Source organism: Clostridia bacterium (assembly GCA_026414765.1).
Lineage (GTDB): Bacteria > Bacillota > Clostridia > Acetivibrionales > DSM-27016 > SKW86.
Window position 1 is genome coordinate 1 of sequence record JAOAIJ010000014.1, and the last position, 21,241, is coordinate 21,241.

The window sequence follows — 21,241 nt, forward strand, 5'->3', positions numbered from 1 at the left end:
GCAATATTCCCCACTGCTGCCTCCCGTAGGAGTCTGGGCCGTGTCTCAGTCCCAATGTGGCCGATCAACCTCTCAGTTCGGCTACCGATCGTCGCCTTGGTGGTCCGTTACACCTCCAACTAGCTAATCGGACGCGGATCCATCTTGTACCGGATTGCTCCTTTGCCGGAGCTGTCATGCGACAGCTACGGGTTATGCGGTATTAGCACAAGTTTCCCTGTGTTATCCCCCTGTACAAGGCAGGTTATCCACGCGTTACTCACCCGTCCGCCGCTATCCGACGTTCAACACTCAGCACTCATCGTGTGTTGGCTTTTTTTAATGCGTGAAGCGCATTCCATAACCGCGTTTGTGCTGGCTATGTCTTTCCAACTTTAATGAATACTCAGTGTTGAACATCGAACCGCTCGACTTGCATGTGTTAGGCACGCCGCCAGCGTTCGTCCTGAGCCAGGATCAAACTCTCAAATTAATATCTGAAAATTTAATTAGCTCATTTTAAAACTTACTGACTTTTTTTAATAAAGTTCGCATGTTTTACTCAAATTTATTGTTCGAGTTCCTTTTCATGATTATCATGAATTTACACTGTTCAATTTTCAAAGTCCATTGCTGCTCTTGCGAAACAGCTTTTATATATTATCACGCTGCCTTGTTTTTGTCAACAACTTTTTTGTTGTTTCTTTTTACCAACTGTTTTCAACATTAATTTAATGTCTACCAGTGGCCGCCACCGTGTTATCGGCGACAACAGCTTTTATATATTAACATGCACTTTTAGGTTTGTCAATACTTTTTATTTCTTTTCACTTTTCGCCTTAGACACTAGTAATATATCCAAAAAACCCTTTTCTATAGTATGAAAGCAGCTTGGTATGTGTGTCTTTTTATACAAAGAACAAATGCCTCCATACTTTTCCTTCTTTAAAAATTGCTTTCCCTTTTTACAGCACAGTGCATCAATCTTATACAGATCATCCAGCGTATCCTTTTTAGCTAGATTTATACCCAGCCTGTATATAAGGAATTAATCCTTAATCTTCTATAAAACAAAAAACACTCGTTGGAAGTGTTTTATCAAATCCGAATATATTAACTGACACAAAAGGTTAGCTTTTATAAAATCAGTATAAATTTTTTATAGGCAATTCAGTCAACTTATATCATTCATACAATAACCTTTTTAATATAACAATTCTATTCCCTTTTTTATTTAGTCTTAACTTTTCACTCAAGTTAGCTACTATTATAAGGCCTCTTCCTGAGACTTTCATTTCACATGAATCTTCATCACCCAATGAATTTACTGCATTTTTGGCAATACATTTATAGTCGTAACCTTGCCCCTCATCTTCTATAACAAGAAACATTCTGCCGCTTTTTGTAACAGCAGCTGCTATCTTTACGAATCTATCCCCCATCTCCTGGTTGCCATGCTTTATAGCATTAAGAATCAATTCATTCAAGATAACTTTTACTTCAAACAGTGTGTCTTCAGATATAACTTCACAGGCGCTCTGCAAATAGCGGAGTATTTCATTGATAGTAGCGCACATAATATTTATATCGCTGGGTATCTTTGTTTTATATATTTTTAGCTTAAGCAAAGTCTTCCCATCCTCATAATATTATTATATTTATTAATACCCACCTTGATATGTTATAAACATAGTTGAAATATTATTGTATAAAAAGCAACCGTATATCACGCTTTACCCAATATTGTCCTGAATTTGTCAAGTACCTTTTTTTCCAATCTGGAAACATACATCTGAGATACCCCCAACCTGTCGGCAATCTGCTTTTGAGTTTTATTATTAAAGTATCTCATTTTGATAAATTCTATCTCTGCTTCATTAAACTTGTTTAAGCTTTTTTCAAGAAAATCTCTGTTTTCTATTTTTTCAAAAGTAACGTCTTCTGCTCCTATTGTTTCATGCAGCTCAAGATCGTCATCAGCATATACGTTCTGCTCAAAGGATTGGATATTATATGCATTCCATGACTCGATAATCTCAAGAACGCTTTCCTCACTTATATTCAGATGCCTCGCTATTTCATCTACTTTCGGAACCCTTTGAAGTTCATGGGATAAAACTTCCTTTGCATAATTGACCTTCTGGTAAATTTCATAAATTCTTCTTGGGATTCTTATAACAGAGCCTTTATCACGGAAGTACCTCTTGATCTCGCCCACTATAGTGGGAGTTGCAAAGCTTACAAACTTAACCCCCCTATCAAGGCTAAAGCGTTCAACTGACTTAATAAGAGCAATACAAGCTATCTGGTGTATATCTTCGTAATCAATGCCTCTGTTTACAAACTTCTTCGATATTATATCTGCGAGATAAATGTACTTGTTTACGATCTCATTCCTATTTTCCACAGTAGGGTTTTGTTTATAGTTTATAAATAATACTTCATGCTCTTCAGTAGAATTCATTATGACCTGAGTCTCTCTGTTATCTGCCATATTCAGATATTCCCCTCAAGAGCTTTTGACATGGAAAACAGGTAAGCATTGCTTGTACACAACTCAACTTCATCCATCAATGCATTAATTATGGATATTCCCAGCTCATCAGTCTCACTATTAAAGATACATTTTAGAGATTTGTCCTCGCAATTAAAAACTACTTTGAGCTTATCTGCATAAACATAGAATGCGATTGTAAAAAAATCTGCTTCCGTGCTTCCGGCACTAACCAGTTTATTACATACTTCCGCTATAGCTACTTTTATGTCTTCAATGACTTCTATATCAAACCCTAATCTATTAGCTATACCTGAAGAGGTTAATCTTGCTATGCTTACATACTCAGCTTTAAAAGGCAGAGATATTTCTATCTTATCATAATTATTGTTCATTATTTCCTCCATGCTTCCTGTCTCCGCGTTAATGGATGTTATTACACAAACAAGCACTATATTACTCGTTTGCAGAGATAACCATATGATAAACCGTTCACAACCCTGTTATTCTAAAATAAAGAGCTTATCCAAACCAGTAATCAGGAATAATTTCTTTATGCTGTCCTTCAAATTACATATATATATCTTTTTATCATTCTGTTTGGCCTTTTTTAGTGTGCCCACAAATATTCCCAAACCCGTGCTGTCTATATAGTTTAGCTCTCCGCAATCAATTCTCAAATCCTTTTGTGCAGTGTCCACTATGCTATATAGCTTTTCTTTTAGCTTCTGCGAAGTATATATATCCACTTCACCTGATACAAAAACATTAACTGCATCATTAGTCTGTTCTTCTCTTACTATCAGCTCACTTGACATAGAAAATTCCTCCCTGAAAAATGTGAGTTAAAGCGTACTTAACCATATTATATATTATCATTACCTACAAAAAAAGTACTACTAAATAATAAGAGGAGATATTATCTCCTCTCAAACAGCGATAGAATTTACTTTACTGCCAGCTCTATAAACTTGACAGCCTTATCAAAATTTTTAGTTCTACTGTCAATGGCAATAATCTTTTCCTTACTTTCACCTTTTATCCCTTTAAGAAACCCACTGGAGCTGACATCAATGCCATAGACATGTTCTTCCTGCTGTTTTCCACTTTTTCCCCGTATGCGCCTGCTGTTATCGATATTAAGATTTTCAACTACCTTATCCAGACTCAAAAATGTTACAGAGTTTGCATACTTGTCGAAAATGCTTTTTTCAACGATATAGATGTCTATTCCTCCGGCAGCCACGACAGTAATTTCCTTCATTTGCATGGCATAACCCATTTGGCTCTTGTCGCCCTTGGAGATACTTATAACATCTATTACCGGTTCTTTTATCCCTGCAATTTTTTCTTTTATTTCATGTTGGAAAGTGCTCAAATCCTCTGCATAAAATCCACCCATCACCGTTACATTGAAATCCGGATCCACCTTAGTAACAAAGCCATATACTATATATCCCAGGACAAGCACTGCGATAAGCCCAAATACAAAGTGATACTTGTGATAATGCATAAAATTTCTGGCTTGTTTTTCGTCAACACCCATTTTTTTAAATACAGGGTTTGGCTTAACATATACTTTATCTTCTAGCTCTTTCAGTTCTTTTGCTACTATACTGTTATATGCCTGTGATATCTCTTCTAATACCCGCTTACCTTCTACGATCTTTTCTTCATCATCGGATTGCACAAAAGCCTTATATTTTTTTATGAGGTAAGTATACCTTTTTTCTATTTCATCTTTACCTGCATTTTTACTCAGCCCGAGAACTTCATACGCGTCTCGGGTATATTCTGGATTTTTCTTATCAACCATCACTAACCCCCCCAAGCTAACTGGCAATCACCAATACCATAGTTCAGCTATAACTAATGATACCATTTCACAGAAGGTATATCCACTTGAAATGATTAGATCTAAACATACACGGTAATTGTCAATAATCCGCCTTCAAATTACTTCATTGGTTTCATTGTGGGGAAAAGCAATACATCTCTTATTGAATAGGAGTCGGTCAACAGCATTATGAGCCTGTCTATACCTATACCAAGTCCGCCGGTTGGAGGCATTCCATATTCCAATGATGTAACAAAATCATCATCCATCATATTTGCTTCTTCATCTCCGGCTTCTCTTTTCTGAACCTGATTTACAAACCTCTCTTTTTGGTCAATAGGGTCATTCAGCTCAGAGTATGCGTTCCCCATTTCCCTGCTGGTAATGAATATCTCAAACCGCTCTGTCAATTCAGGCCTGTCAGGCTTCCTTTTTGTAAGAGGAGAAACTTCAACCGGATAATCGTATATAAAAGTTGGTTGTATGAGGTGCTCCTCAACAAATTCCTCAAACATAAGGTTTAGCACTTCACCCTTTGTAGGTTTGCCTTCCAGGTGCACTTTCTTATCCTTCGCAATATCTCTTGCTTCCTCATCCGAGGCAACTGCATCAAAATCTATACCTGTGTACTGCTTGACAGCTTCGGACATAGTCATCCTGTTCCATGGCGGAGTAAGATCTATTTCCTGTCCCTGATACATTATCTTTGTAGTACCCAATACTTCTTCAGCAACTGTAGATACAAGGTTTTCTGCCAGCTCCATCATTCCCTTATAGTCAGTATAGGCCTCGTATACCTCCATCATAGTAAACTCAGGGTTATGCTTAATAGACATACCCTCATTTCTGAACATTCTTCCCATTTCATATACTCTTTCGAGACCACCGACTATCAAACGCTTTAAATACAATTCTGGAGCAATTCTTAGATATAGATCTATATCAAGAGTGTTATGATGAGTAATAAAAGGCCTGGCTGTCGCACCCCCTGGTATTGTATTCAGGAGGGGTGTATCCACTTCCAGGAATCCCCTGTCATCAAGAAATTTTCTTATTGATTTGATTATTTTGCTTCTCGCTATGAATGTCTTGCGCACATCAGGATTAACTATCAAATCTACATATCTTTGCCTGTATCTCAAATCTGTATCTTTAAGACCATGCCATTTTTCAGGCAGAGGCTGCAATGATTTTGAGAGTAACGTAACTTCCTTTGCTTTCAGAGAAATCTCACCCTTGTGTGTTTTAAATACTTCGCCCTTCACCCCTACAATATCGCCGATATCAAATTTTTTGAAGTCTTCATAAACACTTTCACCAATTTCATCAATTTTCACATATAATTGAATTTTTCCATCTCTGTCCTGTACATCGCAGAAACTTGCTTTACCCATACCCCTCTTAGACATCAGCCTGCCTGCGATAGAAACAAATTGGCCTTCCATATTTTCGAAATTATCTATTATATATGTAGTGGAATGTGTCACATCATACTTAACAGTTTTAAAGGGGTCCTTACCATTTTCCTGAAGTTCATGTAGCTTAAGCCTTCTGACTTTCAATATCTCGTTTAGATCCTGCAATTCCTGATTGTTTTCCATATTTTCTGCCATTTTAAGTCCTCCTACGTTTCATAATCAACCATAAGATATTATATATTATGTTTTACAGAAAACCAAGTTCTAAATACACAAAAAAAGACCATTGAAGCAATATACCTGAGATATGCCAATGGCCTGTTTTTTTCATTATTTGTGAATTGTCAATACTTTAAACTTAATTGTGCCATCCGGCGCTGCAACCTCAGCAATCTCCCCTACGCTTTTCCCCATCAGAGCCTTACCTACAGGGGATTCATTAGAAATCTTAAACTTACTGGGATCAGCTTCTGTAGAACCAACAATCTGATATTCAACTTCTTCTTCATATTCCATATCATAAAGTTTAACCTTGGCTCCAAGGCTCACTTGCTCGGTACTTACTTCGTCTTCATCTATAACTCTTGCATTTTTCAGCATATTTTCAAGTTGGACAATTCTTCCTTCTACTTGAGCCTGTTCATTCTTTGCTTCATCATATTCCGAATTTTCTGATATATCTCCAAATGACAGAGCTTGCTTTATTCTTTCGGCGACTTCCCTTCTTTTTACCCCTTTTAAAAACTCAAGTTCTTCTTCTAATTTCTTTAAGCCCTCATAAGTCAATACCACTTCTTTGTTGGTCATCTAGAGCCTCTCCTTTACCTAAAAGATTTTAAAAAAGATTTTGTTGCTTGTCTAAGGTTAATAATATATGTATTAGCGCCTAATTTATTCTATACACTTTATAAATTTTATCTCATTCCACATATAAATACAAATAGCACTGATATAATTCCGAACAGTGCCTTGGACATTTAAAAGCAGGCTCATTGCCTGATTATTTTTATTTATTATAGAATACAAAGTATGTCTTGTCAAGAAGTGTCTATGTAAAAAACCATTTACCTATTTTACATTTTATTACATAAATAAATTGAAAATGAATCTGTCGAAATCCCCACAACCTTTAATAATCATATCCTTAAGCACCATTGAGTACTATATCGCGTGCTTTAAAAATATTTCTTCTGCCAATAAATCCAGTAATTTTAAAACCCATTTTTTTGAACTCTTTGCTTATATTATTATATAATGTAAAATCCTGTATCCCTTCCAATAAATTAGTCGATGCCTCAGTTTTATAGCAAATGATTATCTCTGCTATTTCACTTCTGGAATAATAATCAAATATATTACCGCCCAACCGGGTACTTATAGCCTGCGGAATCTCTATATCCAAGCCATTTATAATGGTATTATCAGTCAGGATTTTGCTGCAATTGATATTTCCATAATTTAATATAATAGCTCTTGGATTAATCCTTGTGTTAAAAACAAATTCTTTAGAATCAGCAAAGTTTATGATCAAATCGGCACTTTTCAATCCACTCCTGTATTCATTAGTTACACGAACTGCCAATCCTGTATCATAAAATAGTTCGTTTGCTTCTTCTTCAACCTGCTCCTTTTCTTCAGTGACCACAGTCAAAAACTTGACATATGGGGACAGCTGGCTGATAGCAGTATGCAGATCTCCATATTTCCCGCTATGAATGATGGCTATATCTAATGCACTGACTTCAATATTTTTCTTTGTATATACTTCGTCTATTATTTGTATCAGGAGTGATTTATAAAGATGTTTTCCGGTAAATACACCTGATATAAACCCTTCAAAAGGATACATGCCGGAAACCTTTTCCGGAACAATACAGCATATACCCTTGCATTCCTCTTTTAGCAGTGATAGTATTCGCTTCACTTTTGCAGTCTTAAGCCCGATTTCACTTTCAGAGAACGGCAAACTCATAATATGAGCCTTTACTTCATCAAAAAGCTCATAAGATTTAAGTAATTCCCCGATTTGTGGTTCTTTTACCCTATCACGCAAAAGAGTATACAGGTACTTCAGAAAGTTTTTTTCTTTTTCCCCCTCCACTCCTTCTTTTTTACAGATAAGCAATGCAAAATCACTCATATCATTGACCCTATTCCCAATATGCATTTCGAAAGAAAAATGCAGCCGATACAGTTGTTTTTCATATATAAATACATATTTAGCTGGTAAATAAAATATTACACGAAATAAAAAAGAGGGAATCGGATTAATCCAACTCCCTCAATTAGTACAAATTATTAATAGTTATGAAGAACGGTCATTTTCTTTCAGAATAACGTCATGGGCACCACCCTCGATTATGCTTGTTGCAGACACCAGGGTCATTCTGGCTTCCTTCTGTAATTGTTCAATCGTTCTTGCACCACATGTACACATGGTGGACTTAATCTTACTTACAGAAATATCAAGGTTATCTTTCAGTTTACCCGCATATGGAACATAGGAATCAACACCTTCTTCAAACGATAACTTTTGATCTCCTCCCATATCATACCTCTGCCAGTTACGTGCTCTGTTTGACCCTTCTCCCCAGTATTCCTTTACGAAATTTCCGCCTATTTTCAGTTTCCTAGTAGGGCTCTCGTCAAATCTTGCAAAATACCTGCCCAGCATTACGAAATTTGCTCCCATTGCTAAAGCCAGTACCATATGATAATCGTGTACTATACCTCCATCCGAGCATATAGGTACATATACACCGGTTTTTTCAAAATATTCGTCCCTTGCTTTTGCCACTTCAATAATAGCCGTTGCCTGGCCTCTTCCTATACCTTTCTGTTCTCTGGTTATACAGATGGACCCACCGCCGATACCAACCTTTACGAAATCTGCACCGCCTTCTACAAGATATATGAAGCCTTCCTTATCAACAACATTTCCACCGCCAACTTTTACAGATCCATTGTATTCTCTCTTTATCCATTCAATTGTTTCTCTCTGATATTCAGTATACCCGTCGGAGGAATCAACACAAAGTATATCTGCACCTGCTTCAACCAATGCAGGTACTCTTTCGGCATAATCCTTGGTGTTTATACCCGCACCTGCAACTAACTGCTTATTGCTGTCCAGAAGTTCAAGAGGATTTTCCTTATGGCTATCATAGTCTTTTCGGAAAACCATATAAACCAGATTCTGGTTCTTGTCTATAATCGGCAGACAGTTAAGTTTATGGTCCCATATCATATCGTTTGCTTCCTTGAGAGTAATACCTTCCTTCCCATAAACAAGTGAAGAAAACGGCGTCATAAACTCTTTTACCTTTGTATCCGTATGAGTTCTGCTCAGTCTGTAGTCTCTACTTGTAACTATACCCAGCAGTTTTCCTGTTGGTGCACCGTTTTCGGTAATAGCAATTGTAGAATGTCCGGTTCTTTCTTTTAATTCAATGACACTCCTTAAAGTATCTTCAGGCTTGAGATTTGAATCACTGACAACAAATCCCGATTTATGTTTTTTTACCTTGCGCACCATCTCTGCCTGCTGCTGTACAGCCTGAGACTGGTAAATAAAAGAAACCCCCCCGCACCTAGCCAATGCAATAGCCATGTTATGATCAGAAACCGACTGCATTATTGCTGATGCAAATGGCAGATTGATCTCAAGAGGTGACTTTTCTCCCTTATTGTACTTTACTATAGGAGTTTTTAAAGAAACTGTCGCCGGAGTACAATCTTTTCTAGTCAAATTTGGTATTAGCAGATATTCGTTAAATGTTCTCGATGGTTCATTATAGTAAAAAGCCATTTTCCAATTCCTCCCTTTTAAACTTTGATTTTAATGGTTGTATATAATGTCAATTATTTACAGGCATTTTAATACAAAAATGCACCTGGTCTTACGTCCAGCTGCTTATTAGTATATTGTACTATTCTATTTGTATAATGTATACCAAAATCGATAATTTATAGAACATTTTATACTATCAAAATGCCTCTGTCAAATACTTTTAATCCAACTGGTTATATACATACTTTTTATCCCTGTTTATACTTGACCATTGTTCATAACTACTTATTTCTTTCAGATTGGTTTTTAGCACCTGCCAAACCTCAGGTGTCTCGTTGTTTTTACTCCATGCTGCTGCACCTGCCAACCTGTATTTCAGTACAAGAGAGGATTTTAGGTTAATAGAATCTTCGTTTTCATACCATATTTTGAAAACTGCGCCATCTTTTGAATATTCGGCATAGTATTGTCCGCTTTTTTCATCCCAAAGCACTTTTTCTGCATAGTCATCTATTGAAGCTTTCGCTTTTTTCATCGATAAACCTGTCGAACCCGATACTTTTACCTTCCCATCAGTGCCTTTCTCTTCTTTCCACAACCGCGTATAAAACGGCATTCCCAGGATGAGCTTTTCAGCAGGTACAAATTTCAGAGTTTTATTGATATTTTCTTCCACCCATGATACTTCTGCCACAGAACCTGCTACCGGACTTGTCCTCCAGTGCTGATCATAAGCCATAAGTATAACATAGTCTACAATCTCCCCCAATGCCTCCCTATCGTAGCAGAGAGAGTATGTTTCGCTCCCATCGGGGACACTGATATCTATAGAGACCACCAGCCCCTGCTGTTTTAGTAGAGGGGTAATCTCTCTCACAAACTGGGTAAGCGCATCTTTGTCTCTCTTATATATATTTTCAAAATCGATATTTATGCCATCCAGCTTGTATAAAGCTGCATAAGCTAATAGCTGCCGTATGGCATTATCTCTTGAATCAGTATTGTTTAAGAATTTGCTGGTAAGCTCTATATCACCAAAACCGTTGCTGAAAAGAGCCCATACTTTATAGTTGCTCTTGTGCGCCCATTCTACATATGCGGGGTCTGCCCCATTACTCAGTTCTCCTTTCACATTTATGACCCGAAACCAGGTAGGTGACAGTACATCCAAACCTTCTATCTTTTTCTGTCTGGAAAGATCGGGGCTTCCCTGGTAAATCATCTCCCACACCAGGTTGATTCTGCCACTGCCCGGACTCCATAATTCTCTCCTGCTATCATGTTTCTTTGGAATATCTACTGTAATATCCCGTGTTGCAGTAAATCTCTTTTCTATATACCCAACCAGGCCCTCCGGAGTTCTGACTTTATACCATTTATCATACTCACCGAACACCCTTAGTTGCAGTTTCTCTTTTTTACCATATTCAGCATCAAGTTTTTTGATAATCGGGTTATGCTTAGAATGCCCTTTTCTTATAACAGCATTCTCTTTTACAGGCTCAGCCAGCTTCTTACTGCTTGTTACAGCATCGATTACTACAACACCGGTTGATGGTATATACATAATTTCTACACCATATAGGTCACTCAAAAACTTAATGGGAATATATACAGTACTATCTATTATCTTTACAGGGATGTTAAGTTTTACAGGCTTATTATTCACCATTGCACTTAAGTTGTCCGTTTTCATCCTTATTACCTTGTCCTGCGTAGTTATTGTCACTTTTTTCAGTTTTTCATCCCAGAATATATAGGGGTCGATATGCTTTTTTACTATATCAATAGGTAAAAGTATCTCCTCACTTAATATTTTAGGCTCGTTCCTTGTAACAATATAATCTCCTCCAATAACAAGATGTGTATCCCCTTCATCAAACGCAGGGACAACTCTGTTGTTCGGAAGGACAGAGTATAATATTATGTACAGAACAGCAGATACTATAAGTATCCCTGTAATACTGGCAGCAAAGTTTTTTTTCAATTCATGACCCCCAAATATAAATAAAAAGTCGGATTTCAATTAATTATACTACTAAAAATACTATAAAACTTATAAAAATTCATTACAAAAATGTAAATAAATATTAACTCAACAATTTGGGGAAAGGGCCGCAAAAAAAATACACCCCAAGTATTAATCTGGAGTGTATCGCATTTGATTTTTAAAATCTAAACTATTCAAATACTTTTCTGGGTATATAAGCCTTAAAAGCATTTAACATTCTTTTGTCAGGCTCAAAAAAAACAACTGTTTTCTCTCCTTTATAGCTGGTTGTCAGGAAGTAAACATCCGGAGAATCTATGGAACTTGCCAATTCCATTCTCTTCCTGATGCTTTTCACTTCATTGCTGTACTTATCACTGCTTACCTTTGCAACTATATCAAACTCTTTGCAGTTTCCGCTGAATACTCTTTTACGTTTCCTTCGCGCAATAATCCTGTCAATATCAATATCACTATTGGTAACTATGTATTCATACTCAATATTTCTTGAAGTTATCAGATAATACGCACCAAAAACCATACCGGCAAACAAAAACAGAATAAAGTTCTGGACAAATGGTATCATCATCAAAATAAAACTGATTATCAGTACTGCCAAAACAATACCTATATTAAAAAGAGTATCCTTAATATCCTTTTTCCTTGCTACAATTTTCTCTATAAATATATCCATCTTAACCCTCCATGCCTCCACTCTATAAAATAACTTAAGTTGATAGCATTGATTTTACCATACTAAAACAGATTAAACAATCTGTATATTATTCAAAAATAATGCTATGCTGGTGTTTCTGTATAAGCTCTGATATCACATAATGTTAGACTAATATTACAGCTACAGGTATTTTAGCATTTCCTTTTCAAACTCATTGTAAATAAGAGGTTTGTATAATACACTTACTCCTTTTGGAACTATGTTTCCGCTCTCCTCTGTTTCCTGGTCTCCTAAAGGTATCAGAAGCATGATTTGTATGTCCGGAAAGCCCAGTGTCAGTTGCTGAAGCATTTCTGCTATTTCATCATTCAGGTTATCCGTATCAATCACAACAACCTTTGGCTTTTCTTCTGAAAAGAAATCGGAATAAAACTTAAAATTGTGAAATATTTCAAAATTCTCTGCACCTATTTTCACAAGGATTTCCCTGATCTCATAGCTCTCATCTGCATCATAGCAAAGAATAGAAATCTTTGCATCAAAATATGAATCATTCTTATTCGTATACTCTTTTAATATATCAAGTGTCTTCAGATATTCTCTCTCATACTTCAATATTTCTTTATTAAAAATTTTATTATTATCTTCGGATATCTCAACGAACTGTATACCATAGCTGAATCCCTTTTCTCCATCCACAGACTTTCTTAAAACTCTTGCTGTTGCAGTAAAACTGTTTTGCGATGTAAAGGTTATTTTGATACTTATAAGGGAATTCAGCTCGATATCCGCTCCGGATACTACCATTGCTCCGCCGCGGCTTATATTCTTTGCTATACTTTCAATCAACCGGTCTTTAACTTCCAGCGTTACTTTAAGATTTGTATCAAACCTCATATACTTTCTCAAGTTGAAATACCGCTGCGCCATTATCAGCTTTACGGTAATTACTACAGGCTGGCCTGATCCCTTGTATGCAACCTTTCCGCTTACTATATACTCATATCCGAACCTCTGGAACTTAATAATGACCTCATCTTCTATATTAAATACACTTGTGCTATCCAGATTTACAACTATGTCAACACTTTCTTCCGTTGCAAAAAGCATTGGAGCAATAATCCATGTATCCATCGGGCCGAATTTCACCTTTAAGATATTCAAATGCTGCATTACTTCACATAACTCATCAGGCTTTATTATAGTAATCTTCATACAAACTCTCCTCATTGACACTTTAATTGCTGAATGATTATCTTCATAGACTGTAGCATATTACAATATAAGATGTATGAAAGTTGCTTTCTCATCTACCTACCAGACCCCAGCCAATAATAAAAGCTTTTATCAGTTTCCGGAAATGGATTAAGATGTGTTTATAGCTCAGAGCATATTGAAAGTTTATATATTTTATTTTATACCTAAATTGTTATGTTGTGAAGTATAAATGATAAATTGCATATCGGATAAACATAAAAAACCCGCAGTAATCTGCGGGTTTTTTATTTCAGGAGTGTGTATTAATACATTCCGCCCATTCCGCCCGGCATTCCGCCTCCTGGCATTGGAGCTTCTTTTTCAGGCTGATCTGCAACAACGCTCTCTGTAGTAAGAACCATTGATGCTACTGAAGCAGCATTTTGGAGAGCTGATCTTGTAACCTTAGCCGGATCAACTATACCTACTTCAATCATATTTACATATTTTTCATTCAATGCATCAAAACCTATGCCTAATTCGCTGTTTTTAACCTTTTCAACTATAACAGAGCCTTCAAGACCTGCATTTGCTGCTATTTGTCTTACAGGTTCTTCAAGAGCCTTAACAATTATCTGAACACCTGTTTTTTCATCACCGGAAGTACTATCGAGGAGCTTGGAAACTTTGGATATTACATTGATAAGTGCTGTTCCTCCTCCTGATACGATACCTTCCTCAACAGCTGCTTTTGTAGCTGCAAGCGCATCTTCTATCCTTAATTTCTTTTCCTTCATTTCTGTTTCAGTTGCAGCACCTACCTGGATAACAGCTACCCCGCCAGAAAGTTTTGCAAGTCTTTCCTGAAGCTTTTCCTTATCGAAATCAGAAGTAGTTTCTTCAATCTGAGCTTTGATAGAGGCAATTCTCTTTTTGATATCATCCTGACTTCCTGCACCATCAACAATGATTGTATTTTCTTTCTGTATTTTAACCTGTCTTGCTTTACCAAGCTGGTTAATCTTGGTTTCCTTAAGGTCTAAACCTAACTCTTCAGTAATAACTTCACCGCCGGTAAGAATTGCTATATCCTGCAGCATAGCTTTTCTTCTGTCACCAAAACCGGGAGCCTTAACAGCCACACAGGTGAATGTTCCTCTAAGCTTATTGACAACCAATGTTGCAAGAGCTTCGCCTTCAATATCTTCAGCTATTATTACCAGTTTCTTACCCTGTTGAACAATCTGTTCAAGAACAGGAAGTATATCCTGGATATTTCCTATTTTTTTATCTGTAATCAAAATGTATGGATCATCAAGTACTGCTTCCATTTTCTCAGTGTCAGTTATCATGTAAGGTGATACATAACCTCTGTCAAACTGCATACCTTCAACTACTTCAAGGTTAGTACCCATTGTTTTTGACTCTTCAACAGTTATAACACCGTCATTAGTTACTTTTTCCATAGCATCTGCAATCAGGTTTCCGATAACTTCATCATTTGCAGAGATAGAAGCAACTCTGGCGATATCTTCCTTACCTTTGATCTTCTGACTGATTTCCTTTATTCCATCAACAGCCGTATCAACCGCCTTACTGATACCCTTTTTGATAATCATTGGGTTTGCTCCGGCTGCTACATTTTTCATTCCTTCTCTGATAATCGCCTGAGCAAGCAAGGTTGCTGTAGTAGTACCGTCACCTGCTACATCGTTAGTTTTTGTAGCAACTTCCTTTACAAGCTGTGCTCCCATGTTTTCGAATTTATCTTCCAATTCGATTTCCTTAGCTATAGTAACACCATCGTTTGTAATCAATGGTGAACCGAACTTCTTATCAAGAACCACATTTCTTCCCTTTGGTCCAAGTGTAACTTTCACAGTGTCAGCTAACTGGTTAACTCCACTTTCCAGAGCGCGTCTAGCTTCTTCACCGAATTTTATTTCCTTTGCCATATTATATACCTCCTTAAGTAAAATTAAAATCGTTTGGTCTGTACCGCTTAAGTCCCAGTGCTTTTATCTTTAAACATTAATCCCGGGACATAATCCAAAAAACTAAAACCGCATTATTCAACTACTGCCAGAATATCACTCTGTTTAAGGATTGTATATTCCTGACCGTCAAACTTAACTTCTGTACCTGCATATTTGCTTATAAGTACTTTATCCCCAACCTTAACTTCCATCTTTATTTCCTTACCTGTTTCTGTAACTGTACCAGGTCCAACAGCAACTATTTCAGCTACCTGTGGCTTCTCCTTAGCGGAACCTGGCAAAACTATACCGCTTTTTGTGGTTTCTTCGCTTTCAAGCATTTTAATAACGACTCTGTCGCCCAATGGTTTTATTTTCATAAGTTTTACCTCCTCTTAATTCTCGCATTGTTAGCACTCACTTAAACTGAGTGCTAATCACATTAATTATATTATATAATATCCAAATTTGAATCAAATATGTGTTTTTAGCAAATTAATTAGTTTTTAGCAAATTTGAACTGTTTTCCTGGCAAATTAATGCGATTTCTCCGTTTTTCTTTTTTTTTCTAAGAATAATGATGCCCACTGGCTCTACTAGAGCCAGTGGGCATCATTATTACAACTTTATTTCTCTCTATTTACCCCCTCGGGGAAATATGACCTTAAACAAATTCTGAGCTCCGATGTTCAGGAACTTAACCTCGCCCAAATCTTCAAAGGCCTTTCTCATACGGTTCATTCCAATTCCCGACCTTAAAAATCTCCTTTTTGTATCCAGCGTCAATAATCTTTGATATAACCATGGATTTCTGCGATCAGGATTATTTTCCTTAACAAACTTATATATGCTGTTATTTGCTATCAAAGCACCCGGATTACTTATTTCTATATTCTTAGGTGTAACAGTAACCGTCACTCCTCTTGAATTGTCAAGATAGTCCCTGTGTACGAGAGCATTTGCTATAGCTTCTTCCACTGCCTCCAGGGGATAATTACAATCTTTTATGATCTCCTTTAAATGAGCTGAAGCACTATCCAGCATATTCAGTATGTTTCCATAAAAACACCTGGCCTCCTCCTGGTTTACAACTTTTATATATACATGGGGAAGAAATAAGGACGGGTTGTGCCCGAAAAGCAAAAGTCCGCCAATGGTTGGATGATATCCGTCTCCATCCGCCTTTTCACCGATTATGCCCATTGCCTCCAGTAGGATCTCACTGGGTCTTTCTGTGATTACATTCAGGCTTGCAAAGTACTGCCTTATCAGATCACTGTTGAGTTCTGCCATTTCAGCATTCTTAAGAATAACGGTTTCATAAGTCATCAAACCGTTTTCCTGAAGCAGATTCGCTATCTCACCTCTTCTTGCTGTGTCGGTTGTGGAACCCCTTCTTATATAAAAAGCTCCGTTCTGTATCATCTGGTGGGGCTGCTGACTGCTCCTGAAAATGGTAAGTACTGCTACGCATTTATCTTCAATATGAAAAAAGTCTGCAGAAACCGGTACAGGTGGGTCACATCTGTTATAGATTATTTGTTGGATTTGTTCCTCTTTAAAGCTGCACTGATCTATTCCCAATACCCTTTTTGTTTTATCCTCTATGCCGAAAACAATATATCCCCTTCCACCTCTGGAATTCGCAATAGCAATTACATCCTTAGTCAGCTCCTTTTTCTCACTTTCAGTATTAAGAGTCAAGCTGGCTTTGAAATCCAACTTGGGCCCTTCTTCCTGCTTCAGTAATTGCTTAAGCTTGTTGATATCCATGGTATCCCCCAGACTATGTGATTGAGATTGGATAAACTTCCTCAATATATGCTATATTATTAAATTCACGCACTATGCCGGTTTGAATAATTCAGCCGACAAGACAGATTATTTTCGTTTATTTAAATTGAACTTTTACCTCTTCATAAAGAGCGTTAAGTTCCGGCTCACTTAAGAAACCTTGTGCCGCTCCATTTTCACCAATTTTATATGATGAAAAAACTATTGCCTTTTTAAGTGATTCATATGGATCTCCACTTATTGAGTAGAAATGCACGAAGGCTGAAAAAAGTGAATCCCCTGCTCCTATAGTATTTACAATTTTTCTTGTTTTTACTGCATTAAACCGTCCCATAAATTTATCTTTTTTGACGTATAGCAGTGCACCTTCTGCTCCAAGCCCCATAACCAGTATCTCGTTATGGTATTCAGCTGTTACGCTTGCTGCAAAACTTTCATATGGCTCCTGTAGCTTCTCATTGCTCATAAAAACAATGTCGGCATACTGCATAAAATCTTTATTATACTCATCATGTATGTTGGAAACCACGTGTACATCAGTAGCTATTATTTTACCTGCCTCTTTCGCTCTTTTCAGAAAAGGCCTGGAAAAGTTAATGTTGCAAAGAGCCAAAATCCGGCAATCCCTTGATGCTTCATCAAACAGTTCCAGAGGATACTCCGTCTCCTGCACATCCTTAAGGTCTACATTTATCATTCTCCTACCGTCATCATCATATAGAATGACAGACTGGGGAGTACTCTTAAGTATGTCTAGAACATTACAGGTACTAATGTTCTCACGCTTCAATCCTTCGAGCGCGCTCAAACCGTTCAGGTCTTTCCCTACAAGCGATATCAGCTTAGAATTGGTCCCAAGGCAGTTCAGGGCTTTGCATACATTGACTCCCACACCGGAAACACCTGAATTTATTCCCCAGAAAGGATACTCAACGGGTGAATATTCAACGGGAAATGATTTGATTTTAGCATTGACCTCGATATTGATCAATCCTGATACTAATATATTATTCATTTTTCCCCCTAAACAAACGTATTGTGCTTATTAAGTTAACTCATAATAAAATCAACTGGCACAATAGACTAATTCAGCCGCTTCTATCTTCTCCCGGCCAATTCCTTATATATATCCTCAAGCTTTACGCCTCTTTCAACCATCAGTACACAAAGATGATACATAAGGTCTGCTATTTCGCCCTTGATTTCCGAGCCATCTTTATTCTTTGATGCTATAATAACTTCAGCCGTTTCTTCTCCCACTTTTTTCAGGATCTTATCTATACCCTTTTCAAACAGATAGTTTGTATAAGATCCTTCTTTCGGGTGTAATTTTCTGTCTGCAACAACATTGTAAACTTCCTGCAGTACTTCCGATAAATCTGCTGAAGAACTATGTTTGGCAGTATCTACACTTTCAGTTGCTTTGCTTTCTTCCACTGCTGAACTACCTGTTGTATTTTTGATACTCTCCATATCCATCTTCCTGAAAAAGCAGGAATGATGTCCCGTATGACAGGCTGAGCCTTTCTGTTCCGCTTTTATCAGCAGCGTATCTCCGTCACAATCATAACTTATGGATTTTATATATTGAAAATGCCCGGAAGTTTCACCTTTAAGCCAAAGTTTATTTCTGCTTCTGCTCCAGTAATGCACTGTACCTGTCTCAATGGACTTTTCCAGGGCCTCCCTGTTCATATACGCAACCATAAGAACTTCATCTGTTCTGTCGTCCTGAGTGACTACAGGAATCAAACCTCTATCATCAAATTTCAGTTCATCAAACAAATCTGCCATTTTCTCCTCCAAAATAATACATATTACAGCCTTACCTCTATCTGCCTATCTCTCAGATACTTCTTTAAATCGCGTATTTCCATTTCCCTGAAATGAAAGAGTGATGCAGCCAACACAGCATCAGCTTTTCCCTCAGTCAGGGCATCATAGAAATGTTCCATAGTACCTGCTCCGCCTGAAGCGATAACAGGTATTTTTACACTTTCAGATATTTTTCTGGTTAATTCTATATCATAACCGCTTTTAGTACCATCACAGTCCATACTTGTCAGAAGTATCTCTCCTGCGCCAAGCTTTTCTGCTTCGATAGCCCATAAGACAGCATCCTTGCCTGTATTTACTCTTCCCCCGTTCAGGTATACTTCCCACCCTGAGCCGTCCTGTCTTTTCTTAGCATCTATGGCAACAACCACGCATTGGCTTCCAAAACGCCAGGCAGCCTCGGATATCAACTCCGGCCTTTTTAGAGCTGCAGAATTCACCGATATCTTATCTGCTCCGGCTTTAAGTATTTCCCTGAAATCTTCTACTGTTCTTATACCGCCGCCTACAGTAAAGGGTATGAATACTTGTTCAGCTACCCTGCTTACAACATCAAGCATTATACTACGGGCATCACTTGAAGCTGTAATATCGAGGAAAGTAAGCTCATCTGCACCGGCTTTATCATATATAGCCGCAATTTCAACAGGATCACCGGCATCTCTTATATTTACAAAGTTTACACCCTTTACAACCCTGCCTGCATGTACATCGAGACAAGGTATAATTCTCTTAGTTAGCATATTTTTCACCTCATAAAGACCCCAGCCTCAGACTAACCCTTAGCAAGTTTTATTGCTTCCTCTAAATCCACATCTCCTGTATAAATGGCCTTGCCTACAATTACGCCAGGCATCCCTATATCTTTAAGATTTTTTATATCTTCGATTTTTCCAACCCCACCCGAAGCAATTACATTTATGTTTACTGCCTTTACCATCTCTTCCATTGCCTTAAGATTTGGGCCTGAAAGCATCCCATCCCGTGAAATGTCAGTATATATAATTGTTTTTGCCCCCAGGTCTTCCATCTTCTTAGCAAACCCTACAGCAGTGAATTCACTGGTTTTTGCCCATCCTTCTATGGCAACCATCCCGTCTTTTGCATCAATTCCTATAACAATATTTTCTCCGAAAGTTTTTAAAGCCTTCTTCACCAGATCCGGGTCTTTCACGGCAGATGTACCGAGTATTATCCGTTGAATTCCCTTGCAGAGGATAATTTCTATTGTTTCTATACTCCTTATTCCACCACCTACCTGCACGGGAATTCCCAGCTTAACAGCCATTTCACTGATTGTTGCAATATTCTGGGGTTCTCCCGTCCTGGCTCCGTCCAAATCTATAATGTGAAGGTATTCAGCACCAAGATTTTCCCATTTAAGTGCCATTTCTACAGGGTTATCCGAATATACAGTAACATCAGTGAATTTCCCCTGTGCCAGTCTTACACATTTACCATCCTTAATGTCTATTGCAGGATAAATAATCATAAACTTCCTCCCAAAAGTATGTTTGCACTATTAACTTTATGTAAATTAAAAGGGACATTCCTTAACGTAAAGAAATGCTTCGTGTTCTAAAAAGCCGTGTCCCCTAACCTTGTTATCCAATTTTTCAGAATCTGCAAACCTAAATCCCCGCTTTTTTCCGGGTGAAATTGGGTTGCAAATACATTTCCCTCAGCCACTGCCACATCAAATTGAATTCCATAATCGGTAGTTGCAGCCACAATACTCCTATCCTCTGCTTTCAGATAATAGGAGTGTACAAAATAAACATAAGATTTCTCAGGTAACTCTTTGAACAAAGGAGATCCACCATTAATCTTTATGGAATTCCATCCCATGTGGGGAACCTTTAGACCCATATTCTGGGGAAGCTGCCGGATTGCGCCCCTTAGTACACCCAGTCCGGGAACCCTTTCTCCGCCTTCCTCACTATAGTCAAACAACAGCTGCATGCCAAGGCATATTCCCAGGAAGGGCTTATTGCTGTTTATAACATTTCTTACCACATCAACCATACCATACTTTTCAAGACTCTCCATTGCATCTGCAAAAGCGCCTACTCCCGGAAGTACAACTGCATCCGCAGCCATAATATATTCCCTGTCCGATGTTACTACAGCCTCAGCACCAATAAAGTGGAAAGCCTTTTCAACACTTCTCAGATTACCAACACCATAATCTATTATTGCTATCATAAATATCGCTCCTGTGCCACGATGGTTATAGGCAGAACAGGTGGAACAG

General features: G+C 37.6%; 20 protein-coding genes and 1 rRNA gene. All 21 read right to left on the reverse strand.

Annotated features, from left to right (window positions below; all coding sequences use genetic code 11):
• A 16S ribosomal RNA gene (locus tag N3I35_03585) occupies positions 1-472 on the reverse strand; the annotation flags it as partial.
• Between the two features lie 691 nt (positions 473-1,163).
• The gene (locus N3I35_03590; GenBank protein ID MCX8129167.1) at positions 1,164-1,607 is read right to left on the reverse strand and encodes an ATP-binding protein; all 444 of its coding nucleotides are present in this window, start codon (positions 1,605-1,607) and stop codon (positions 1,164-1,166) included.
• A gap of 98 nt (positions 1,608-1,705) precedes the next feature.
• Positions 1,706-2,473 carry a SigB/SigF/SigG family RNA polymerase sigma factor gene (locus N3I35_03595; protein ID MCX8129168.1) on the reverse strand — a complete coding sequence of 256 codons (768 nt, stop codon included), beginning with the start codon at positions 2,471-2,473 and terminating at the stop codon, positions 1,706-1,708.
• A 2-nt stretch (positions 2,474-2,475) separates the two neighbouring features.
• Complete coding sequence (locus N3I35_03600) at positions 2,476-2,868, reverse strand: anti-sigma regulatory factor (protein ID MCX8129169.1); 393 nt, start codon at positions 2,866-2,868, stop codon at positions 2,476-2,478.
• Between the two features lie 108 nt (positions 2,869-2,976).
• The gene (locus tag N3I35_03605; protein ID MCX8129170.1) at positions 2,977-3,291 is read right to left on the reverse strand and encodes an STAS domain-containing protein; all 315 of its coding nucleotides are present in this window, start codon (positions 3,289-3,291) and stop codon (positions 2,977-2,979) included.
• 128 nt (positions 3,292-3,419) lie between these two features.
• Complete coding sequence (locus N3I35_03610) at positions 3,420-4,289, reverse strand: hypothetical protein (GenBank protein MCX8129171.1); 870 nt, start codon at positions 4,287-4,289, stop codon at positions 3,420-3,422.
• 140 nt (positions 4,290-4,429) lie between these two features.
• Entirely contained in the window at positions 4,430-5,923 is a 1,494-nt protein-coding gene (lysS, locus tag N3I35_03615; protein MCX8129172.1) for a lysine--tRNA ligase, read from the reverse strand.
• A gap of 135 nt (positions 5,924-6,058) precedes the next feature.
• Positions 6,059-6,535, reverse strand: coding sequence for a transcription elongation factor GreA (gene greA / locus N3I35_03620; protein ID MCX8129173.1), 477 nt, complete (start codon positions 6,533-6,535; stop codon positions 6,059-6,061).
• A gap of 337 nt (positions 6,536-6,872) precedes the next feature.
• Positions 6,873-7,868 (reverse strand): hypothetical protein, encoded by a 996-nt coding sequence (locus N3I35_03625; protein ID MCX8129174.1) that lies wholly within the window; start codon positions 7,866-7,868, stop codon positions 6,873-6,875.
• Between the two features lie 165 nt (positions 7,869-8,033).
• Positions 8,034-9,536, reverse strand: a complete 1,503-nt coding sequence (locus N3I35_03630; GenBank protein MCX8129175.1) for an IMP dehydrogenase — start codon at positions 9,534-9,536, stop codon at positions 8,034-8,036.
• A gap of 202 nt (positions 9,537-9,738) precedes the next feature.
• Positions 9,739-11,505, reverse strand: a complete 1,767-nt coding sequence (locus tag N3I35_03635; GenBank protein MCX8129176.1) for a glycosyl hydrolase family 18 protein — start codon at positions 11,503-11,505, stop codon at positions 9,739-9,741.
• A 193-nt stretch (positions 11,506-11,698) separates the two neighbouring features.
• Positions 11,699-12,202: a DUF6106 family protein gene (locus tag N3I35_03640; protein ID MCX8129177.1), complete on the reverse strand. Its 504-nt coding sequence runs from the start codon at positions 12,200-12,202 to the stop codon at positions 11,699-11,701.
• A 162-nt stretch (positions 12,203-12,364) separates the two neighbouring features.
• On the reverse strand, positions 12,365-13,399 hold the full coding sequence (locus N3I35_03645; protein MCX8129178.1) for a PilZ domain-containing protein: 1,035 nt from the start codon (positions 13,397-13,399) through the stop codon (positions 12,365-12,367).
• Positions 13,400-13,704: 305 nt separating this feature from the next.
• Complete coding sequence (groL, locus tag N3I35_03650; protein ID MCX8129179.1) at positions 13,705-15,336, reverse strand: chaperonin GroEL; 1,632 nt, start codon at positions 15,334-15,336, stop codon at positions 13,705-13,707.
• Positions 15,337-15,449: 113 nt separating this feature from the next.
• A complete protein-coding gene (gene groES / locus N3I35_03655) occupies positions 15,450-15,737 on the reverse strand; it encodes a co-chaperone GroES (GenBank protein ID MCX8129180.1) in 288 nt (95 codons plus the stop codon).
• Between the two features lie 256 nt (positions 15,738-15,993).
• Positions 15,994-17,130, reverse strand: a complete 1,137-nt coding sequence (locus N3I35_03660) for a putative DNA binding domain-containing protein (GenBank protein MCX8129181.1) — start codon at positions 17,128-17,130, stop codon at positions 15,994-15,996.
• A gap of 118 nt (positions 17,131-17,248) precedes the next feature.
• The gene (locus N3I35_03665; GenBank protein ID MCX8129182.1) at positions 17,249-18,166 is read right to left on the reverse strand and encodes a carbohydrate kinase family protein; all 918 of its coding nucleotides are present in this window, start codon (positions 18,164-18,166) and stop codon (positions 17,249-17,251) included.
• Between the two features lie 83 nt (positions 18,167-18,249).
• Complete coding sequence (gene hisIE / locus N3I35_03670) at positions 18,250-18,945, reverse strand: bifunctional phosphoribosyl-AMP cyclohydrolase/phosphoribosyl-ATP diphosphatase HisIE (protein MCX8129183.1); 696 nt, start codon at positions 18,943-18,945, stop codon at positions 18,250-18,252.
• 23 nt (positions 18,946-18,968) lie between these two features.
• On the reverse strand, positions 18,969-19,730 hold the full coding sequence (hisF, locus tag N3I35_03675; protein ID MCX8129184.1) for an imidazole glycerol phosphate synthase subunit HisF: 762 nt from the start codon (positions 19,728-19,730) through the stop codon (positions 18,969-18,971).
• A gap of 32 nt (positions 19,731-19,762) precedes the next feature.
• On the reverse strand, positions 19,763-20,479 hold the full coding sequence (gene hisA, locus N3I35_03680) for a 1-(5-phosphoribosyl)-5-[(5-phosphoribosylamino)methylideneamino]imidazole-4-carboxamide isomerase (protein ID MCX8129185.1): 717 nt from the start codon (positions 20,477-20,479) through the stop codon (positions 19,763-19,765).
• A gap of 86 nt (positions 20,480-20,565) precedes the next feature.
• Positions 20,566-21,192, reverse strand: coding sequence for an imidazole glycerol phosphate synthase subunit HisH (gene hisH, locus N3I35_03685; protein MCX8129186.1), 627 nt, complete (start codon positions 21,190-21,192; stop codon positions 20,566-20,568).
• Between the last annotated feature and the right edge of the window lie 49 nt (positions 21,193-21,241).